At 41.9% G+C, this 20,017-nt stretch carries 22 protein-coding genes; 20 read left to right on the top strand and 2 right to left on the bottom strand.

Features of this window, described 5'->3' with window-relative positions; all coding sequences use genetic code 11:
- Positions 1-2 precede the first annotated feature (2 nt).
- The 20 genes from PROCOU_RS19355 to PROCOU_RS11645 all read left to right on the top strand — a co-directional run bounded on the left by PROCOU_RS19355 (position 3) and on the right by PROCOU_RS11645 (position 17,841).
- Positions 3-113, top strand: a complete 111-nt coding sequence (locus PROCOU_RS19355) for an LPXTG cell wall anchor domain-containing protein (protein ID WP_077913432.1) — start codon at positions 3-5, stop codon at positions 111-113.
- Between the two features lie 231 nt (positions 114-344).
- Complete coding sequence (locus tag PROCOU_RS16700) at positions 345-1,916, top strand: toxin Cry1Ac domain D-VI-related protein (protein WP_051994377.1); 1,572 nt, start codon at positions 345-347, stop codon at positions 1,914-1,916.
- A complete protein-coding gene (locus tag PROCOU_RS11725) occupies positions 1,891-3,333 on the top strand; it encodes a toxin Cry1Ac domain D-VI-related protein (RefSeq protein ID WP_036072629.1) in 1,443 nt (480 codons plus the stop codon). Before PROCOU_RS16700 ends, PROCOU_RS11725 begins: the two co-directional genes overlap by 26 nt.
- Before the next feature lie 81 nt (positions 3,334-3,414).
- Positions 3,415-3,825, top strand: coding sequence for a hypothetical protein (locus tag PROCOU_RS11720; protein WP_036072625.1), 411 nt, complete (start codon positions 3,415-3,417; stop codon positions 3,823-3,825).
- A gap of 17 nt (positions 3,826-3,842) precedes the next feature.
- Complete coding sequence (locus PROCOU_RS11715) at positions 3,843-4,244, top strand: toxin Cry1Ac domain D-VI-related protein (RefSeq protein ID WP_036072623.1); 402 nt, start codon at positions 3,843-3,845, stop codon at positions 4,242-4,244.
- 240 nt (positions 4,245-4,484) lie between these two features.
- A complete protein-coding gene (locus tag PROCOU_RS11710) occupies positions 4,485-4,751 on the top strand; it encodes an immunoglobulin-like domain-containing protein (RefSeq protein WP_149023667.1) in 267 nt (88 codons plus the stop codon).
- Positions 4,741-5,058, top strand: coding sequence for a hypothetical protein (locus PROCOU_RS11705; RefSeq protein WP_036072619.1), 318 nt, complete (start codon positions 4,741-4,743; stop codon positions 5,056-5,058). Before PROCOU_RS11710 ends, PROCOU_RS11705 begins: the two co-directional genes overlap by 11 nt.
- 181 nt (positions 5,059-5,239) lie before the next feature.
- Positions 5,240-5,677 carry a DUF4352 domain-containing protein gene (locus tag PROCOU_RS16695; RefSeq protein ID WP_051994376.1) on the top strand — a complete coding sequence of 146 codons (438 nt, stop codon included), beginning with the start codon at positions 5,240-5,242 and terminating at the stop codon, positions 5,675-5,677.
- A gap of 38 nt (positions 5,678-5,715) precedes the next feature.
- The gene (locus PROCOU_RS16690) at positions 5,716-6,153 is read left to right on the top strand and encodes a glycosyltransferase family protein (protein WP_208855815.1); all 438 of its coding nucleotides are present in this window, start codon (positions 5,716-5,718) and stop codon (positions 6,151-6,153) included.
- A 71-nt stretch (positions 6,154-6,224) separates the two neighbouring features.
- Positions 6,225-6,848, top strand: a complete 624-nt coding sequence (locus PROCOU_RS16685; RefSeq protein WP_051994374.1) for a glycosyltransferase — start codon at positions 6,225-6,227, stop codon at positions 6,846-6,848.
- On the top strand, positions 6,817-8,019 hold the full coding sequence (locus PROCOU_RS11690; protein WP_051994373.1) for a glycosyltransferase family 4 protein: 1,203 nt from the start codon (positions 6,817-6,819) through the stop codon (positions 8,017-8,019). The genes PROCOU_RS16685 and PROCOU_RS11690 overlap by 32 nt, the downstream gene beginning before the upstream one ends.
- Before the next feature lie 11 nt (positions 8,020-8,030).
- Positions 8,031-9,311 carry a nucleotide sugar dehydrogenase gene (locus PROCOU_RS11685; RefSeq protein WP_051994372.1) on the top strand — a complete coding sequence of 427 codons (1,281 nt, stop codon included), beginning with the start codon at positions 8,031-8,033 and terminating at the stop codon, positions 9,309-9,311.
- A gap of 4 nt (positions 9,312-9,315) precedes the next feature.
- The gene (locus PROCOU_RS11680) at positions 9,316-9,987 is read left to right on the top strand and encodes a YveK family protein (RefSeq protein WP_036072617.1); all 672 of its coding nucleotides are present in this window, start codon (positions 9,316-9,318) and stop codon (positions 9,985-9,987) included.
- Positions 9,987-10,661 (top strand): CpsD/CapB family tyrosine-protein kinase, encoded by a 675-nt coding sequence (locus PROCOU_RS11675; protein WP_051994371.1) that lies wholly within the window; start codon positions 9,987-9,989, stop codon positions 10,659-10,661. The genes PROCOU_RS11680 and PROCOU_RS11675 overlap by 1 nt, the downstream gene beginning before the upstream one ends.
- Positions 10,662-10,682: 21 nt before the next feature.
- On the top strand, positions 10,683-11,936 hold the full coding sequence (locus PROCOU_RS11670) for an oligosaccharide flippase family protein (protein ID WP_036072613.1): 1,254 nt from the start codon (positions 10,683-10,685) through the stop codon (positions 11,934-11,936).
- Between the two features lie 76 nt (positions 11,937-12,012).
- On the top strand, positions 12,013-13,290 hold the full coding sequence (locus tag PROCOU_RS11665) for a hypothetical protein (protein ID WP_036072611.1): 1,278 nt from the start codon (positions 12,013-12,015) through the stop codon (positions 13,288-13,290).
- A gap of 14 nt (positions 13,291-13,304) precedes the next feature.
- Positions 13,305-14,627 (top strand): nucleotide sugar dehydrogenase, encoded by a 1,323-nt coding sequence (locus tag PROCOU_RS11660; RefSeq protein ID WP_036072609.1) that lies wholly within the window; start codon positions 13,305-13,307, stop codon positions 14,625-14,627.
- Between the two features lie 52 nt (positions 14,628-14,679).
- Positions 14,680-16,473: a polysaccharide biosynthesis protein gene (locus PROCOU_RS11655; protein WP_036072607.1), complete on the top strand. Its 1,794-nt coding sequence runs from the start codon at positions 14,680-14,682 to the stop codon at positions 16,471-16,473.
- Entirely contained in the window at positions 16,466-17,053 is a 588-nt protein-coding gene (locus PROCOU_RS11650) for a sugar transferase (protein ID WP_279586597.1), read from the top strand. Before PROCOU_RS11655 ends, PROCOU_RS11650 begins: the two co-directional genes overlap by 8 nt.
- Positions 17,053-17,841 (top strand): NAD-dependent epimerase/dehydratase family protein, encoded by a 789-nt coding sequence (locus tag PROCOU_RS11645; RefSeq protein WP_051994370.1) that lies wholly within the window; start codon positions 17,053-17,055, stop codon positions 17,839-17,841. Before PROCOU_RS11650 ends, PROCOU_RS11645 begins: the two co-directional genes overlap by 1 nt.
- Positions 17,842-17,950: 109 nt before the next feature.
- Here PROCOU_RS11645 and fghA read toward each other — a convergent pair whose 3' ends face one another.
- Both fghA and PROCOU_RS11635 read right to left on the bottom strand, forming a co-directional pair.
- On the bottom strand, positions 17,951-18,790 hold the full coding sequence (gene fghA, locus PROCOU_RS11640; protein ID WP_279586596.1) for an S-formylglutathione hydrolase: 840 nt from the start codon (positions 18,788-18,790) through the stop codon (positions 17,951-17,953).
- Positions 18,783-19,895, bottom strand: a complete 1,113-nt coding sequence (locus tag PROCOU_RS11635) for an S-(hydroxymethyl)glutathione dehydrogenase/class III alcohol dehydrogenase (RefSeq protein WP_036072603.1) — start codon at positions 19,893-19,895, stop codon at positions 18,783-18,785. Before PROCOU_RS11635 ends, fghA begins: the two co-directional genes overlap by 8 nt.
- Positions 19,896-20,017 lie beyond the last annotated feature (122 nt).

Below are 20,017 nucleotides of genomic sequence, written 5' to 3'. Positions count from 1 at the left end.
CAATTGATTCTAAACTCCCTAAAACAGGCGATCATAGTTCCTTTGTATGGGTAATATTGGGCTCTTTACTGCTTCTAGCGTGTATTAGACGTCGAAGAATAAGTGAGAGGTAGAATATATATGACAAAAAAAACGGAAAAAGTTCATGGAATTGTCATATAAAAAAAATATGGGATTGAAAACTAAAAAAAAAACTGACAATTATAGCTGATAAACTTAATTTAAGGAGGTGAGAGAGAAGAAATCGTTAGAAGGTAATATTAAAGAGTTCCTATTCGCGGTATAAAAGCCGTGATTGTAAGAAATAAAAATTTTAAAAAATTGAAAGAGGTAAAAAATTAAAAATGAAAAACACAAGTAAAAAAATAGCGGTAGGTTTATTAACAACGACAATCGTAGCATCGCAAATTTTCCCAACATCATTAAGTTTATCAGAATCATTGAGCGGAGGACAACTGGCAGAAGCAACAGTAGCAACGGATTATTTCAGTAATGTATCATCTCAATCATCAAACATAATTGTAAATGAAGTTGCTGGGAAAATTACCGTTGCAGTTAATTTAGCGAAACTTAGTGCTGGTGGGACAATTAGAATTAGAGCTACTAGTAATGGAGTTGGAGCTGTACTTTATAATTATGGGATACTTGAAACACCAACAACCACAGGTATAAAAGTTTATACATTAGATAAAAAAGTTGAAATTCCTCAATTTGGAACAATCAGTGTGGATTATTGGAACAAGGCGGGTACGGCTATTGTTGCGACTGTAGCTTATATGTTCATGGATGGCGGCGTGACATCAACGAATCAAGATTTGTCGAACGCAACAAACCTAGTCAATAACCTTTTCACAGACTCTAACAAAAATAGTTTGAAACCAACAACAGACCAAGCGGCCATTGACAAAGCACAAGCAGCGGTAGACAAGCTTGCAGCAGGAACGGATAAAACAAATTTACAAAATGATATTAACAAAGCAAAAGATTTATTAGCAAAACAAACAGCAGATAAAACAGCCCAAAATACTGCAAAAACTGCTGTTGATGCCCTATTCACAGATGCAACAAAAACAGGCATTAAAGCAACAACAGACCAAGCGGCAATTGACGCAGCCCAAGCTTTAGTAAACAAAGTACAAGATCCAACAGTAAAAGCGGACTTACAAAAAGATATCGACAAAGCGCAAAGCTTACTAAATGCGAAAAGTGAACAAGCGAAACAAAACACAGCGAATACAGCAGTAAAAGAACTTTTCACAAACAACGATCCAGCAAGCAACGCGATTAAAGACACAACAAATCAAAAAGCAATCGATGATGCACAAAAAACCATCGACGTTCTAGCATCAGGTCCAGTGAAAACAGCCCTACAAGCAGACTTAGATAAGGCACAAAATTTACTGGACGCACGGACACAACAAGCCGCAGATGACCAAAATCAAAAAGCAGTCGCGAACTATGCTGTGAACCAACTCTTTGTGAACAATACACCAGCAAGTGACGCAATCAAAGCGTCGACAGACCAAGATGCCATCGATAGCGCGCAAGCAGAAATCAACAAAATCAAAGATCCAGCGCTAAAAGTAGGCTTACAAAAAGACTTGGATCGCGCCCAAGAATTGTTAAACCAACGCAATGCAGCAAACCAAGCGGAGCAAGCGAAACAAGATGCCGCAAGAAAAGCAGTCAACGAATTATTCAACAGTAACACACCAGCAAGTAATGCAATCAAACCAGCAACGACACAAGCTACGATTGATGCAGCTCAAGGCCTAGTTAATAAAGTCACAGATCCGACAGTAAAAGCAGCCCTACAAGCCGATGTGGATAAAGCGCAAAGCTTGTTAGACGCTAAAACAGCAGCAGATGCAGCAGAAAAAGCGAAACAAGATGCCGCGAAAAAAAGCAGTGGATGAGCTATTCAACAGCAACACTCCGACATCAGGAGCAATCAAGCCAACAACAGATCAAAAAGCCATTGATGACGCGCAAAAATTAGTCGATGCGATCACAAATCCAGCAGTCAAAGCAGAACGACAAGCAGATCTAGATAAAGCGCAAAACTTACTAGACGCTAAAACAGCAGCAGATGCAGCAGAAAAAGCGAAACAAGATGCCGCGAAAAAAGCAGTGGATGAACTATTCAACAGCAACACTCCAACATCAGGAGCAATCAAACCAACAACAGATCAAAAAGCGATTGATGACGCGCAAAAATTAGTCGATGCGATTACAAATCCAGCAGTCAAAGCAGAACGACAAGCAGATCTAAACAAAGCGCAAAACCTATTAGATTCACAAAATACAGCACTGGCAAAACCAACATTAAATCCGTATGGTGTTACGGATGAATACATTACAGGAAAAGTAGATGCGAACACAGTAACTGTAGAACTATACATCAACGGCGTGCGCAAAAAAGTATCCACACCAACAAATGGAGACTTCAAGCTTTATGCCCAAGGTTTTGGTTTGAAAGTTGGCGACACATTTGAAGTTCGCGGTGTCGATGCAAAAGGAAATAAAGGTCCAATCGCTACAGGAACAGTTCTCAGCTCTTCATCATCAGCTGCCTATGGTCTAACGGCTAACGACGCTGGTCTAAGCGCAAAAACAATTACTGGAACAGCTGGATCTGGTTTGACAACTGTCCGTCTATCCATTGATGGTACAATCGTCAAAGTCGGTCAAATTAACGCAGATGGCACATATAGCATTTCAACAAACAATTTGATCCAACAAGGTTCAAAAGTAGAAGTAGTAGGATACGCAGATAAAACAGAAATGGCTCGTAAAACAGTTAACATCGTCAATGATGAAAAGCCAGTTCTAGATGCGCTAACAATTGATGACGATGCAGTCAAAGGTTCTGTAACAGCAGGATCAGCGACAGGATTCCGTGTAAGTATCAACGGTGTAGCTGTGAAAACTGGAACAATTGCAGCAGATGGTACATTCCAATCAAGCATTGGAAAACAAGCAGTCGGAACAGTTGTTACGATTGAAATCAGAGATACTACAGGCTACAATACATTCCGTACGACAAGTGTAACGGTAGCAGGATCAGCAGTAGTGAAATTAACAGCACCAGTCCTAGAAAAAATGGATGGTAGCTATATTGTTGGAACAGCACCAAAAGGGACAGAATTAATTACAATTTACGAAGATGGTGTAGCTGTAAGAACACAAAACGTCAGCACGATGACAGTGAACCCAGATGGTAGCTTCACCTTCAAAGCATATGTAGCAGCAAGTGCAACAAGCGTTCAAGTCCAAGCAAAAAACAGCGACAAACGCATGACAAGTGATTTATCTACAGCATTAACAAAATAAAACTAGTTGCAGCGGTCGTTGCGAGCAAGAAGAGACGATCGCTGCAAAAATTTTTGGATGCAAAAACCATTAATATGATATATGAGTGGTGTTAACATACCACATGAAGAAGTTATATCTATCCTAGGAGCAAGCGTTGTAACACCATTTAACGTACTTTCAACTGAGCCAGTAAAGGTGGCCCTACCAGCTACAGCGCCAGTTTATACAGTTCCGACAAAACAACCATCATTTATGTCATTTTCGAAAACTAACATCTCGCCTTACTTACCACTTATCGTATTTAGCGGTGTAGATTTAGAAATTGACATGACTAAATCTTCCAAAGGATACGGTGTGCAAGTGAAACTCCCAGATGGAACAGTTCAAACAGCATACTCTACTACAGCGGTGGGTTTATACGAAGCAGCTTCAATAAATATGCTATGTAAAAAATTTAACAAAAATACAACGGTAAGTATAAATGTACCTTCCCGGATGGAAAACTGGTAGAACAAAACAATGCAGCTTTGACAGGGGCTGATTTTGTAGGCGGTTTTGAAAAAGGGCTTCAAGAATTTGGACAAAAAGTTTACAACTTGTATGACAACACAATGTTTGTCACAATCGCAAAAGGAGTTACACAAGCGGATGTAGACGTAGCAGAGGAGGCCGCACTGAGTGTTGTAGGTTCTGGAGAAAAATTTCGTCGGATGAATCTTTTAAATGATGCACATCAACAATTTGATGCGAATATTGATTTGCAAATAAAACAACAGAATGACGTAGCACGTAAGGCGGTTAACGAATTATTCAATAATAATACACCTGAAAATGGTACTATTAAGTCTGCTGTAACACAAGCGCTGATTAGTTCAGTTTTGTCTTTAGTAAATCAGTTAACAGCTTCCTCGCAAAAAACAGGGATGTAGGAGATTTACAAGTAGCGAAAAACCTGTTAAACAATGCTCAATCGCCAACTACTCTTACATCTTCTTTTGTAGCAGGTAACGCAGTATCAGGGCTTTTTGCGAACAATAACCCGAGCACTAATGCCCCCAAGTCGACAACGGATCAGCAAGCAATTGATGCTGCGCAAAAACTAGTGGATGGGGTCGCAGATGTAACTGCAAGAGCTAATATGCAAGTAAGCTATAGAGCAAGCCAAAGATTTGCTCAAATTAAGAGATACAGCAATGGATTACAGCTTGGTACCAGACGATGCAGATATCACATCAAAAGCAATCACTGGGACAGTCGGTAAAGGCGTTACAGGTGTGCGTCTAGCAATCGATGGTGTTGTGAAGAAAACTGGAAAAGTGAATACAGATGGCACATTTAGTATTGCGACAGATGATTTTATCACCCAAGGATCAACTGTGGAAGTAATAGGGTACAATAGTTCGTCTGAGGTAGTGAGAAAAAAAAGTGAAAGTTAGTAATAATGCAGAGCCGCTTGTACTAGGGACGAATGACGCATTAGCTGAGCAAATGGAAACAACAACACTTACAAAATTGGGCGGTAACTATATTATCGGAACTGCGCCAAAAGGAACAGAGACCATCACGATTTACGAGAATGGCGTAGCCGTAAGAACAATGAGCATCAGCGCTATGACAACTAACCTAGATGGGAGCTTCGCATTCAAAGCCTATGTCACATCCAGCGCAACAAGCGTTCAAGCGCTGGCTAAAAATAGCGACAAACTCATGACAAGCGACCTATCTACACCGTTCATCAAATAAGAAAAAGCAAGTACAGGACGACTATACCCGTTGTCCTGTACTTGCTTTTTTTGCCATTCTCTCGCAATTGTCACTATACGATGACAAAACAAAATACAAGAAAAAAGCTAAGCATGGTTAAATAGAGTTAAGGAGCCGAGCAACACAGGCATCCATCAACTAATAAAGGAGAATCATTTTTATGAAAAATAAAAAGAAGTTCACAATAGCAGGAATGGTCGCGATTTTAGTACTAACGCTTGGTTTAGCGATTAATGCGACTTTATTACAACCAAAAACAGACATTGGCAAAATGCAAGCTATAGACGGCTTATTCATCAAGGTAGCCGGTGCTCAATTAGTCGATAACTCCAAAAAGTTGCGCGTCCACTTTGAGGTTGAAAATAAAATGAAACAAACAACAGGAATTGGTGCCGGAAACTTCCACATTACGGTGAACAAGAAAGATTACCAAATGACAGGTGGCAATAACTTCGGTCAAGAAATCGCAAAAGGCGAGACTATCACAGGGAATGGCTACTATGAATTTCCGAAAGAACAAGACAAAGTATTACTGACCTACACCTCACCAGAAGGAGAAACACTAACTTGGAATTTAGGAAAAATCGATGAAAAATAAGACATTAAACGAAAAAAAAAGTATTTGTTTACAGCTCGGTGCACGTCTGGAACGATACACGAATCTACTATAAAGAAATAGATACACTACTAAAAGCCGGTTACCAGGTGGAGCAAATGGCAGTGGAGACGACGCAACAATCGGAACCTCGCCGGAATTTAACGCAAACATTATTCCAAAAAGGTAGCCGGTTTAAGCGATTCACAAGATGGCTGAGTACTTACAAAGCGATTCGCCAATCAGACGCGAAATATTATCATTTTCATGATCCTGAATTATTATTACTTTTGCCAATATTGCGAAAAAAGAAAGGGGTTTTCCTTTACGACATGCATGAAAATTTTCCGAAAGCATTGGAAACGAAGGCATGGATTCCAACGGCTTTGCGCAAACCACTTGCCGAGATCATCAAGCGAATAGAGAAACGGTGCCTGAAACTGTGTGATAATGTCATATTCGCTGAAAACGTCCTATAAAAAAAGACTATCCGTATGTCACGCAACAACACGACGATATACTGAATTATCCAACATACCAAGAGCCCTTCTTGTCACCAGAAAGTGTGGAGCAAACGCTAATCTATATCGGCGGAATCGAAGAAAATCGTGGTTTATGGATAATGCTAGAAGCGCTGAAAAGCTTGAAACAGTCAGGATACGAGGATTTGAAATTAAAATTAATAGGTCCTATTTTTGAAGCAGATAATGAAAAAATCGATGCTTATGTCTCAGAGAATATGCTAATGAGCAGTGTCGAGCGATTAGGCAGAATACCAAATGACGAAATTGGTGCCCATATGGCTAGCGCTACGGTTGGACTTTGTCTGCTAAAGCCTATCCCGAATTATATGGAATCGATGGCGACGAAGATGTTCGAATATATGTCAGCCGAGTTGCCAATGGTCGTGTCGGATTTTCCGATGTGGTCGGAATTAATGCAAGAAACACAAAGCGGCTATAGCGTCAATCCACTGGATAATTTAGAAGTAGTGAACGCAATTGAACGCTTGCTAAAAAGTAAGAAATTGCAACAAGAAATGGGGTCAAACGGGCGTTATCACTACGAGAAATCCTACAATTGGACGGCAGAAGGGAAAAAATTACTTGCCCTTTACGAAGCGGCAACGAGCGAGGTGCTACATGAAAGTCCTGTATATAAGCCAACATTTTGAGTCAGAGAATGGCTTAACAAGGCCATATGAATTAGCGAAGAAGTTAGCGGAAGATGATGTTGAGGTGACAATGTTAACTGGAAAGAACATGGTGGAAAAAGAATTAGACGGCATCCAGATTGTTTCGACAAAAACGAATTATGATCATACTTTTGCCTTTCATAAACGCGTGTTGGCTTTCCTCCTGTTTGTCATTAAAAGTATTTATTACGGGTTGAAGGAAAAGAATGTGGATGTGATTTACGCGAGTTCTGCGCCAATCACAGTCGGAATTACAGCACTCATCGTAGCAAAAATCAAGCGCGTGCCTTTTATATTCGAAGTCCGCGATGTTTGGCCGGATGCACCGATTGAAATGGGAATTATCCGCAACAAGGCTTTTATCAAAATTGTCCGCGGCTTGGAGCGATTGATCTATCGTCATGCTTCCCATATTGTAGCCCTTTCTGACGGGATTAAGCGAAATATTATTCGAAAAGGCATTGCGAAAAGCAAAGTTAGCGTCATCACGAATCTCGCACATTGTGATAAAGCGGCCCAGTATGTCTCGAAATGTGATAGAATTCACATAGAAACTCAACATCCAGAACTAATTGGTAAGACAATCGCGCTATATCCAGGAACCTTTGGCGCGGCGAACGATCTTTCTTTCCTACTAGATGTCGCGACACAACATCCAGATCCTAATATTCATTACATCTTGATTGGACGCGGGAAAGAGAAGGAAGCGATGACAGAAACGATTCGGAATCGCGGATTAACGAACATTTGGTTACTCGATAATATGCCAAAAGCAGAGGTTTTTAGCTGGATGTCAGCGAGTGACATCGGAATCGTGAATTTAGCGAACGTCCCAATTCTAGCCGCTGAAAATAGCTCCAACAAGTTTTTCGACTTCCTATCGCTAAGTAAGCCAATCATTTTAAATTTCAAAGGTTGGCAAGATGATTTATTACGGGAAAATAAAGCTGGTGCAGGATTTGATTACGATGACAAGGCTGGATACTATAATTTTCTAAAAACGATACACAATCATAAAACGGAAAAATTAGAAATGGGAGAGCGGGCACGAGTGCTTGCAGAAAATCATTTTGATGCGCGAATTTTGAAAGATCAGTTTGCGGAATTAATTAAAAGTTATGAAGTGAACGAAGGATATGAATTAAATTAGGAGGAATAAAGATGAAAATAGCAACGATTGGACTTGGATATATTGGCTTACCAACGGCAGTTATGTTCGCGAAACATGGTCAAGAAGTGATTGGTTTTGATACGAATAAAGAGGTTATCGCCCGTTTACAATCTGGCTGCATTCACATTGAAGAGCCGGGATTACAGGAAGCTTTTCAAGGCGTTTTAGCCAACGGATTATTACGCCCAGTGAGCCAATTAGAGCCAGCCGATACGTTCATCATCGCCGTTCCGACACCGCATACGGAGGATCATTCGTGTGATACAAGATACATTCGTCAAGCGGTGAAAGACGTGATTCCGCTACTTAAAACAGGAAATACGATCATTTTAGAGTCTACGGTGGCGCCGAAAACAACGACGGGCGTGATTCAGCCGATGCTAGAAGAAGCGGGCTTTACGGTAGGTGTGGATGTGCATTTAGTACATTGTCCGGAACGGGTTCTCCCAGGCCAAATTATGACGGAATTGGTGCATAACAACCGAATTATCGGCGGCGTAACACCAGCATGTGCCAACGCTGGTGAGGCTGTTTATCAAACATTTGTGGAAGGTGAGATGTTATTGACGGATGCTTCTACGGCTGAACTCTCAAAACTGATGGAAAATACGTTTCGCGACACGAATATTGCCCTTGCGAATGAGTTGGTGAAACTATCGACAGAGCTTGGAATTAATGCGCTGAATGTCATTGAAATGGCAAATAAGCATCCTCGTGTGAACATTCATACACCAGGCCCAGGCGTTGGTGGACATTGTCTCGCAGTTGATCCGTACTTCATCACGATTGCCGCCCCAGAACAGACACCACTCATCCAAACGGCCAGAGAAATCAACAGTAGCATGCCAGAATATATCGCAGAAAGCGTTGATACAATAACGAATAACACGGCGAAAAAAGTAGTCATCCTCGGTGCAGCGTATAAAGGAAATGTGGATGATGTTCGCGAAAGCCCGGCGTTAAAGATAGCCGAGTATTTGCAACAACGCGGCATCGAAGTTCATGTATATGACCCACATGTAGCATATTACAACATGAATCCAGAAACCGCTTTTGCAAACGCGGATATGGCGATTATCGCGACGGAACACGATGAATTCAAGCACTTGCCGATATCGTTATTAACAAGTATGGCTACCATGCAAATTTTTGATACAAAAAATATTTTTGAAGGCGCTCATGAGGAATTGACGTATATCACGCTTGGAACATTGCATCGCTACTCGAACGCCAGCAGTTTCAGTCATAAAAAAAGCTTAGGGAGACGATAAAACAATGGATAAAACAATTGATTTAAGTGGTATTATCACGATTTTGAAACGTTTTTGGTGGGTTGTCGCCATCCTTGGCATTATGGGAATGGCAACAGCGTTCGTGTATACAAATCAATTTGTCGAGAAGCAGTACGAAGCAACGAGTCAAGTGCTTGTGAAGCCTGAAAAAAATGAAGATAATCGTAATTTTGATGTACAGTTGAACAAGCAGTTAATTAGCACGTATCAAGTAATTGTGACAAGTGGTAGCGTGCTAAATCAAGTGCGCGATAAGCTTAACTTAGCAGATTCAAACAAGGAACTAGCCAGTCGAATTACGGTGGCGAATGAAGGCTCCTCGCAAGTTTTGGTGATTGGCGTGCAGGATAAGGATCCAGAGCAAGCCGTTCTCGTCGTCAATACGCTATCTGAAATTTTGCAGGAAGAGGCCAAAACGATGATGGATGAGAAGAATGTCCGTGTGTTATCGCCAGCGGAATTGGAAAATAGCCAAGTTCCAGTAAGCCCTAACTTAAAAATTACCGTTTTGTTAGGTTTTATAGCTGGTGTAGCGCTTGCCATTGCGATATTTGTAATTATCGAGTTGACAAATACAAAACTTAGAACGCGTGAAGATGTGGAAGCTTTGGTGGACATTCAAGTGTTGGGAAGTATTGAGAGGAGGAAATTATGATGAGAAAAGCAAAAAGCAAAGAGGATAAGAAATTAACCGTTTTTACGCAGCGAAATACACAAATTGCGGAACAGTTTCGAATGATTCGTACAGGTTTACAGTTTCTTGCAGAAAAGCGTAATGCCAAGCATTTTATGGTGACTTCATCGGCTTCTGGTGAAGGGAAGTCGGTCGTTATTGCGAATTTAGCAGCATTTTTTGCCCAGCAAGATAAGCGGGTTCTTATTATTGATGGAGATTTACGACGTCCGACGCAACATGATATTTTCCAAGTGGAGAATTATTACGGTTTTGCAGATATTTTGAAAGAAGAGACAAACGTGAAAAAAGCAATTCAGAAAACGGCAGTGGAGAATTTGGATGTGTTGGTATCAGGGATGTTACCGTACAATCCGGCAGAGTTACTTGCGAGTTTTGACTTTGACGCCTTTTTTGTGGAATTGGATGCAGCATATGATTTCATTTTTATTGACGCGCCGCCTGCGATTGTGGCAGATACACCGGTTATTGCGAGTAAGGTGGATGGCGTGATCGTGGTTGTTGGTTTACGCACTGTGAAGAGGAGTAAGCTTGAGCAGACGATTAGAGAAGTGAAAACAGCAGGCGCAAACGTGGTCGGAATCATTTGTAACAAAGCTAAGCCGACGAAGAAAACAGCTTATTACTACAAATAAGAAGGAGCAGGTGAGTAGGCGATGAACAAAGCGACGAATTTTAAAAAATTTGCATGGCGGTTACTAAAGGGTAATGTCTTAGCGCAATGTCTCGTGTTTCTTGCCGCACCTTTCTTGTCACGCATGTATGGTCCAGAGGTTTTTGGAACGTATACTGTTTACCTGAGCATCATTAGTATTTTCAGCAACAGTATGGCCTTGTCCTTAGAACGAGCGATTCCGTTAGCCAAAACGAAGCGTGTAGCGACTTTGCTCGTAAAAATGTGCCTAAGCATAGCGCTCCTCCTCTCTGTCTTGACCTTTCTCCTATACCTTCTCACAGGAATTTCCGCTTTCTCTTTGCTGAATGTGCATGTATCCCCGCATGTCGTTCTATTACTTTCTTTAGGTATTTTCTTTGGGAGCGTGATTCAAACCTTCACATTTTGGCAGATGCGCGAACAACGATTCGCAACGATTTCTCATGCGAAATTAGCACAAAGCGCTGTGACATCTGGCTTTCAACTTGCTGTGCCGAACTTCGGGCTGATTATTGGTGATGTACTTGGCCGATTTGGAAGTGCCGCGGTACAAGGCATTAACTTTTGGAAAACACGTGTCAAAGTGGGTTTCACTAAACGCAATCTCTGCTTCTTAGTGCGCAAATATTATCGTTATCCATTGTTTTCATCGGGCTCATTATTCATCAATGCCTTGACATTACAAGTCCCGCTATTATTAATCACCTATTATTTTGGAAACGAAGTCGCTGGATTTTTCGGGATGGGCCAACGCGTGGTTGGGATGCCAATCGTACTACTAACAAGTGTGCTCGGCCAAGTTTTTTATAGCGTTGCGGCAAAAGGAATGCATACAGAATCGGCACGCGTTTTCGACTTATTTAAAAATGTCGTCCGAAAAGCAGTACTGTACGGCTTACCGATTTTCGCTATTTTAGCCTTTTTTGCACCAAGTATTTTCGCGTTAGTTTTTGGAGAAGAATGGCGTGTGTCCGGTGAATACGTCCAGCGTTTGCTACCAGTTTTCTATCTGCAATTGGTCACCGTACCTGTTTCGCAAACGTTGTATTTACTCGGACGCCAAAAAACGCAATTTCTATGGGATGCCTCTCGTTTTATTAGCATCGTGGGGCTATTCTTCCTTGCGCACATGCAGCAATGGAGTATCCTCACGGTCTTGACAAGTTATGCGGTTGTGGGCAGTATTTTTTACGGGATATTTCTATTCTTATCCTATCGAGCACTGCGAAATTTCGCATTTGTCATACATGAATGACAAAGTAAAATACGCTAAAACCGCCAGTCATGGTTAAATAGAAGTAAGGAAAGAGAACACGAAAGGAGAACAATTAGTGAAGTTGAAAGTAGAAAAGTTAGTCCTTGTTATCGGCGTATTATTTTACATCGTCTGCCTCTATATTGGTTACATTCACCTTATATCGCCAAGCTACAGCTACTACTCATTGATTAACCTCCAACCATCAGGAACAGTAAAAGCGATATCCATCATTTTGGCGCTTATCCCTATCAGTTGGTCAGAGTCAACCGTGACTCGCCCATCCCAAGTCGTCTATTGGTTACTCTACATCTTAGTTTACATCCCAACGATGGTGATGCCCGACTTTGTAAGAGAAAATCCATTAGACGGCTTCTTCTTTTATAAACTAGTTCTGCTTGGCTGTCTGGCTCTTCTTGCGAGTGTCGGGAAATGGAAAAATTTAAAAATATATCCATTACGCATCAAACAAGCCTTTGTCCGCACGATTCTTTACATTAGTTGGTTCGGCTTATTCGGACTTATTTTCCTCAAATTTGGATTTCATTTCCGGATGGTGAATTTTTACGACGTATACGATATTCGTGCAGATTACCACGAAGAAGGGAAAGGTTCCATCGCGGCATATGCCATGAACTGGCAGTCGAAAATTTTCAACCCACTACTAATGGGAATCGGCGTGATTAGTAAAAAAACGATGTTCATAGTCATTGGAATTTTGAGCCAACTGATTATTTTCTCCACAACGGGTCAAAAAAGTATCGCCTTTTCCACCTTATTCATCTTAGGAGTTCTCTGGTGTGTCGGTAAAAAAGGCAAGAACTTCGGAGTTCGATTTCTATGCAGTATCTGTCTGCTAGTGTTTGCTTGTCTCGTACTTGATTTTCTAAAAGGAGGCATTCAGTTTACAGAAATTATGACGCGCCGACTCATGATGGTGCCAGGTGTCCTCTCTAGTTTCTACTACGATTTCTTTACAGCGAATCTACACACGCACCTCGGTTACAGTATCTTCAGTAGTTTTGTCGACTATCCTTACGATGCGAATCCACCATTCTTAATCGGTGAAGCGTATTTCAATAATTTAGAAGCTTCTGCGAATGCGAATCTTTGGGCAGATGCCTTCTCCGCATTTGGACTGTGGGGTGTTGCGATTTATACGGGAATTTTAGCCCTGATTCTATGGGTTTACGACAGCATAGCCAAGCATAATCACTTCTTACTGAGTGTTGTTCTCCTCGCCATGCCAATTTGGAGCTTGATTGATTCCTCCCTTATCACGACATTCCTCACACATGGGCTACTCCTTGCGATCATTATCAACTATCTACTCACCGCTAAAAAAAACGAATGAAGGAGCAAAAATAAATGAATCTACAACATAAATTACAAATCGAAAACCGTACAGCAGCAATCACAATTATGGGTCTAGGCTATGTTGGGCTTCCACTCGCAGTATCGTTTGCTAAAGCAGGATTCACCGTGACGGGATACGATCCAAGCGAGAAAAAAGTAGCCACAATCAACGCTGGCACGTCAGATATTAGCGACATCCCGTCAGAAATTGTAAATGAACTTGTCATAACGCAAAAATTAATCGCAACAACGGATGCAACAACGATAAAGCAAGCAGATATCATCATTATTTGTGTCCCAACACCACTAACCGCTTCATTTGAACCAGATATGAGTTTTATCGAGTCAGCGATGACAGCTATTTCAGCGAACCTCAAAGAAGGCGCACTTATCGTCTTGGAAAGTACGACGTATCCAGGGACGACCCGCGAAGTAATCAGTCAAGGATTAGAAAAACAAGGATTGCGTCTAGATACAGATTTTTTCGCAGCGTATTCCCCAGAACGCGTTGATCCTGGTAACAAACGATTTACCGTACAAAATACACCGAAAGTAGTCGGCGGTATTACAGAAGCTTCTAAAAACTACGCGGTCAACATCTACAATCAAATTATTGATCAAGTTGTTCCTGTCAGCACGACTGAAATTGCCGAAATGAGTAAGTTACTTGAAAACACCTTCCGAAGTGTCAACATCGCCTTTATCAATGAGATGGCGATGCTGGCGGAGAAATTGGATATCAATATCTGGGAAACCATTGATGCTGCAACGACAAAGCCATTTGGTTTTATGAAATTTACACCAGGTCCTGGAATTGGCGGTCATTGCATCCCACTCGATCCGATGTATCTATCATGGAAAGCGAAATCATCTAACTTTTTCAGTAGGTTCATTGAGTTATCGCAAGACGTCAATAAAAGTATGCCGGAACACGTTGTTGGAAAAGCAATGATGGCGCTGAATAAAGTAGGCAAGTCTTTGACGGCAAGCAAAATCTTACTTGTCGGAATGGTTTACAAGGAAAATATTTCAGATTTACGTGAGTCGCCAGCGCTTGATATTCATGAGTTATTGACGAAACAACGGGCGATCGTCGATTTTCTAGATACACGTGCAACCTCTTTTATTGATTATGAAAATAAGGTGCAAAAAAGTATTCCACTCGATTACGAGCAAATTGCAGCATATGACTTAGTTGTTTTGCTCACATGTCATGAAGATATGGATGTGACGAAGATTGCAACGAATGCTTCAGCGATTTTAGATACGAAGAACTTTTTAGGCAGAACTTTTGCAGATAAAACGACAGCACTAGGGTTTGATGCCAATCTATAAAATTTGAGTCCATGGTAAGATATCCGAGGGCGGAAAGTGGAGGTAAGTAGGAATGGGAATGTTAAGGAGATTTAGTTTTTGGTCGATTATAGACACGGGAATGATTTGGTTGGCAGTCGCGTTTGCATTTTATATGGTTGCTGCTGGAAATATGGTTGTTATGGCAGTCGCTTTAACTATTGCATATCATATATTCGCGCTAGGATTTCAGTTGCAAGATAGGACGTGGTCGCATACGAGCGTACAAGATTTAGTCGCGGTTGTAAAAGTTATCAGCCTAGCAGTTGCGGTAAGCATGTCTATGGTTGTTGCTATAAATGGCTTTGCTAACTTCGAGATTCGATTTTTCATCATTACTTTTATTGCTCAATTGTTATTGATTGGAGGCACACGTTTGGCGGTGAGGTTACGTCTCGAGCATTCGCAACATAGGGCCCAGTCATTACGAACGCTGATTATAGGTGCTGGCGAGGCTGGAACACAGTTAGTACAGCAACTGCAAAAGGATACGAAATCGGATGTGTTACCAGTTGGGTTTATAGATGATGACAAGAGAAAGTGGCGGACGAGATTACTAGATGTGCCAGTACTTGGTGGGATAGAACGGTTGGAAGAAGTCATAGCCAAGAAGCAAGTAAAACAAATTATTGTGGCAATGCCATCGAGTTCGGAACTTCAAATGATTACGAAACAAGCTATAGGCACAGGAATAGCGGTGAAAACGATGCCCAAAATGGCGGATATTTTATCGGGGAAATTGAGTGTGAGTCAAGTACAGGAAGTCGATGTCGAGGATTTACTAGGGCGCGAACCTGTGCAGTTAGATTTGGCTAAAATTGCAACCAATTTGATGGGTAAAACAGTCTTAGTGACCGGGGCAGGTGGTTCGATTGGTTCTGAAATTTGTCGTCAAATCATGAATTTTGCGCCGGAAAAAATTTTATTACTCGGACATGGTGAGCATTCGATTTACCAGATTCATCGTGAGCTTAAACAGTTGGATAAGGGTGTTGAACTTTTGCCGTTAATCGTGGATATTCAAGATATGAAGCGGCTACGTGATGTGATGCAAGCGTATGAACCAGATGTGATTTACCATGCAGCAGCGCATAAGCACGTTCCTTTGATGGAGCTCAATCCACTAGAGGCTGTGAAGAACAATGTGTATGGGACACGAAATGTGGCACAAGTTGCACACGAAATTGGTGCGGAAAGCATGGTGATGGTTTCGTCTGATAAAGCTGTAAACCCGCCGAATGTGATGGGATCAACGAAGCGCATTGCTGAGATGATTATCCAATCATTCCATGAAAAAAGCAATACCAAATTTGTCGCGGTTCGTTTTGGTAACGTTCTAGGCAGTAGTGGTAGTGTGGTGCCACTTTTTAAAGAGCAAATCAAAAAAGGTCAGCCCATCACAATTACTGACAAACGAATGACACGTTATTTCATGACAATTCCAGAGGCGGCAAAACTCGTACTCCAAGCAGGAAGTCTTGCACGAGGTGGCGAAATCTTCGTTCTGGACATGGGTGAGCCGGTGAAGATTGTCGACCTTGCTAAAAACTTGATTCGTCTAAGTGGTTTGACAGAAGATGAAATTCCTATTATTGAGATGGGTATTCGTCCTGGTGAAAAGCTTTACGAAGAGCTCCTAACTACTGATGAACTGGTTGCCGAACAGATTTTTCCAAAGATTTTTGTTGGGAAAGTCATGCCGGTAGAAGAGCAGGTGTTACTTGATTATTTACAAACGATTTTACAATTGAGCGACCAAGAAGCAGCAAAAAAAACAATTGAGTTAGCTAATGCTAACCACGTTCAAGGAGATGAGAAGATTGTATAGTAGATTTTTGAAACGTTTGGTAGACATCGTTCTTGCCCTGATTGCGATTATTATGTTAGCCCCTGTATTTGCAATCGTGGCCATCAGTATCAAATTAGATTCTAAAGGTCCAATTTTGTTCAAACAGAAGCGCGTTGGTGCGGATAAAACGCTATTTACTATTTTCAAATTCCGTACGATGTATGTGGATACACCGAAAAATATGCCGACACATTTACTCGCTTCACCAGATTCTTATATCACAGTGGTAGGGAAGTTTTTACGGAAGACGAGCTTGGATGAACTACCACAACTGTTCAATATTTTTGTAGGAAGCATGAGTGTTATCGGTCCGCGCCCAGCTTTGTACAACCAAGTAGACCTGATTGGGGAGCGCGAGGAGGCTGGGGCGAGTGAGTTGAAGCCGGGCTTATCAGGTCTTGCCCAAGTGATGGGACGCGATACGTTGTCAATCGAGGAAAAGGCAAAATTAGACGGATTATATGGTCAAAAAATGTCCTTTGTCACCGATGTAAAGCTGATTTTTAGCACGATACGCAAAGTCGTGAAACGTGATGGAATTCAAGAAGGAGCTAGCTAATGCGCATTTTAGTAACGGGGAAGCAAGGGTACGTAGGTACACAATTTGAGCGTTGGATGGCGCAATATCATCCAGAAGTGAGCGTGGATCTTTTATCCGTTAGGACGGGAAACTTGGAGACCATTGATTTTAGTCATTATGATACAGTTTTACATGCAGCGGCTTTAGTTCATCGCAAAGAAACGCCAGAAAGTGCTGGAGAGTATCATCGAATTAACACGGAGCTAACGGAAAATTTAGCATTTCGGGCAAAATTGGCAGGCGTGAAGCATTTCGTATTTCTGAGTACCGTGGCTGTATATGGGGAAGAAGGTAGCTTTGAGGGCGCAGGGAAAGTGATACCCATTCAGCAAGTGCCGTATCCAACAAGTTTATACGGAAAATCGAAATATGAAGCGGAAAAAAGATTGCAACGACTAGAAAGTCTTGGTTTTCAAGTCGCGATTGTGCGGCCACCGATGATCTATGGTCCCGACTGTCCAGGCAACTACGCTCGTCTTGCACAGATTGCTCGTAAAACGCCTATTTTTCCAGCAATCAGCGGGAAGAGAAGCATGCTTTTCATTGATAATTTATCTGCTTTTTTGAAAGAAGTGATTCGTGAAAAGGCTAGAGGAATCTATGTACCTCAAAACAGCGAGGCGGTTAACACAACGAAGCTTGTGGCACTCATTGCCGAGGCAAACGGAAAAAAAAATGCGAACATCGAAGCTTGCGGGAAACATATGTCGCAAAGTATTACGAAACATCCCGATTTTCAAAAAAACATTTGGAACGCTTGTTTTTGAACTAGAAAGTACCATAAAATATGAAACAATAAGTTTGCCTGAATCGATTTGGAAAATGGGAGATACGCAAAACCGCTGAAACTAGATATTAGCTTCAACGGTCTTTATATCATAAATATTTTTGGTGAAAATCCAAATGCTCATCGATAAAACTCGCAATGAAATAGTAACTGTGATCATAGCCGTCTTGCATGCGCAACGTCAATGGAGAGTTTTTCGAAGTTGCAATATCAGCTAGTTTTTCAGGTTGCAATTGCGAATTATAGAAGGAATCACCCGTCCCTTGATCAATTAACATTGGCGTCTGTGTGCCATCATGTTCTGCTAACAACTTTGTCGCATCCCATTTAGACCAGCTTTCCTGATCTACGCCTAGATATGCATTGAACGCTTTAACGCCCCATGGAACTTCTGTCGGATTCACAATCGGCGCAAAGGTTGAAATCGAACGGAAGCGTCCAGGATTACGCAACCCAATTACGAGCGCACCATGCCCGCCCATCGAGTGTCCCATAATCGACTCAGGGCCAGTCAAACCGAATTCTTCGCGCGCAATCTTTGTCAGCTCTGTTACAACATAATCATACATCTGGTAATTCCGCGCCCACGGACTTTGCGTCGCGTTCACATAAAAACTAGCGCCTTGTCCCAAATCCCAATCTGTATCATCCGCGACACTGTTCCCGCGAGGACTAGTATCTGGCATTAACATCGCCAAGCCAAGTTCCGCAGCCCGTTTTTGAGCCCCTGCCTTATGTGTGAAGTTATCATCTGTACACGTTAATCCTGAAAGCCACCAAATCAGCGGTGGCGCCTCGAATTTTTCCCTATTCGGCAAGAATAAGCTAAACGTCATATCACAACCCAGGATTTTTGAATAATGTCGATATTTCAATTGCGTCCCATCAAAACTCCGATGTTTCTCCAGCAATTCCAGTTTTTCAGTCATACGAAAGCACCGTCCGAATCGATTCACCGTTGTGCAACAAGTCAAATGCCTCATTAATGCTTGTAAATGGTAAGTTATGCGTAATAAATGGATCCAGTTTAATCTCACCTTTCATCGCTCGCTCCACCATGCCAGGTAATTCACTGCGACCTTTCACGCCACCAAAAGCTGAACCGCGCCAAACGCGACCTGTCACAAGTTGGAATGGGCGGGTGCTAATCTCTTTTCCAGCTGCAGCAACGCCAATAATCACGCTTTCGCCCCAACCTTTATGGCAACATTCCAATGCTGAGCGCATCACATCGGTATTCCCGATGCACTCAAAACTAAAGTCAACGCCACCATTTGTTATTTCTACAATTACTTCTTGAATCGGTCGTGCATGATCTTTCGGGTTTACAAAGTCAGTTGCTCCCATCTCTTTTGCTAGTGTGAATTTATCTGGATTCGTATCAATCGCGATAATTCGGCCAGCTCCAGCTTGAACCGAACCTTGAATCACCGCTAAGCCAATGGCACCAAGTCCAAAAACCGCGACTGTATCGCCAGCTTGAACCTTCGCCGTATTATGAACCGCACCAATCCCAGTCGTTACACCGCAGCCAAGCAAACATGCTTTTTCAAGAGGGGCATCTGGATTAATTTTTGCAAGCGAAATCTCTGGAATAACTGTGTATTCACTGAACGTACTCGTGCCCATGTAATGATAAACAGGCTCGCCTTTATAGGAAAATCGTGTCGTTCCGTCCGGCATCAGGCCTTTACCTTGCGTCTCACGAACTGCCTGACAAAGATTCGTTTTTCCAGATGTACAATATTCACATTCGCCACATTCCGCTGTGTAAAGCGGGATAACATGATCGCCGACCGCAACACTTGTCACGCCTTCCCCAATTTCGATAACAATCCCGCCACCTTCATGCCCTAATACGGCTGGAAAAACGCCCTCAGGATCATCACCGGAAAGCGTGTAGGCATCCGTATGGCAGACCGCCGTATCCGTAATTTTAACTAAAACTTCGCCTTTTTTTGGAGCCTCTACATCAATTTCAACAATTTCAAGAGGTTGCCCAGGTGCAAAAGCTACCGCTGCACGTGATTTCATATACATTACTTCCCTTCAAGGTGTTCTTTTTACACATCAAGTATACTATAGCACACGAAAGGATAACAAAGGATGTGGTTTGATATGCCAAAAAGTTATTTGTTCAACAACTTGTTATAAAT

It is taken from the genome of Listeria rocourtiae FSL F6-920 (assembly GCF_000525975.1).
Classification (GTDB): domain Bacteria; phylum Bacillota; class Bacilli; order Lactobacillales; family Listeriaceae; genus Listeria_A; species Listeria_A rocourtiae.
The sequence above is the reverse complement of the archived record's forward strand: the minus strand, read 5'-3'. Positions and strand labels throughout refer to the sequence as shown.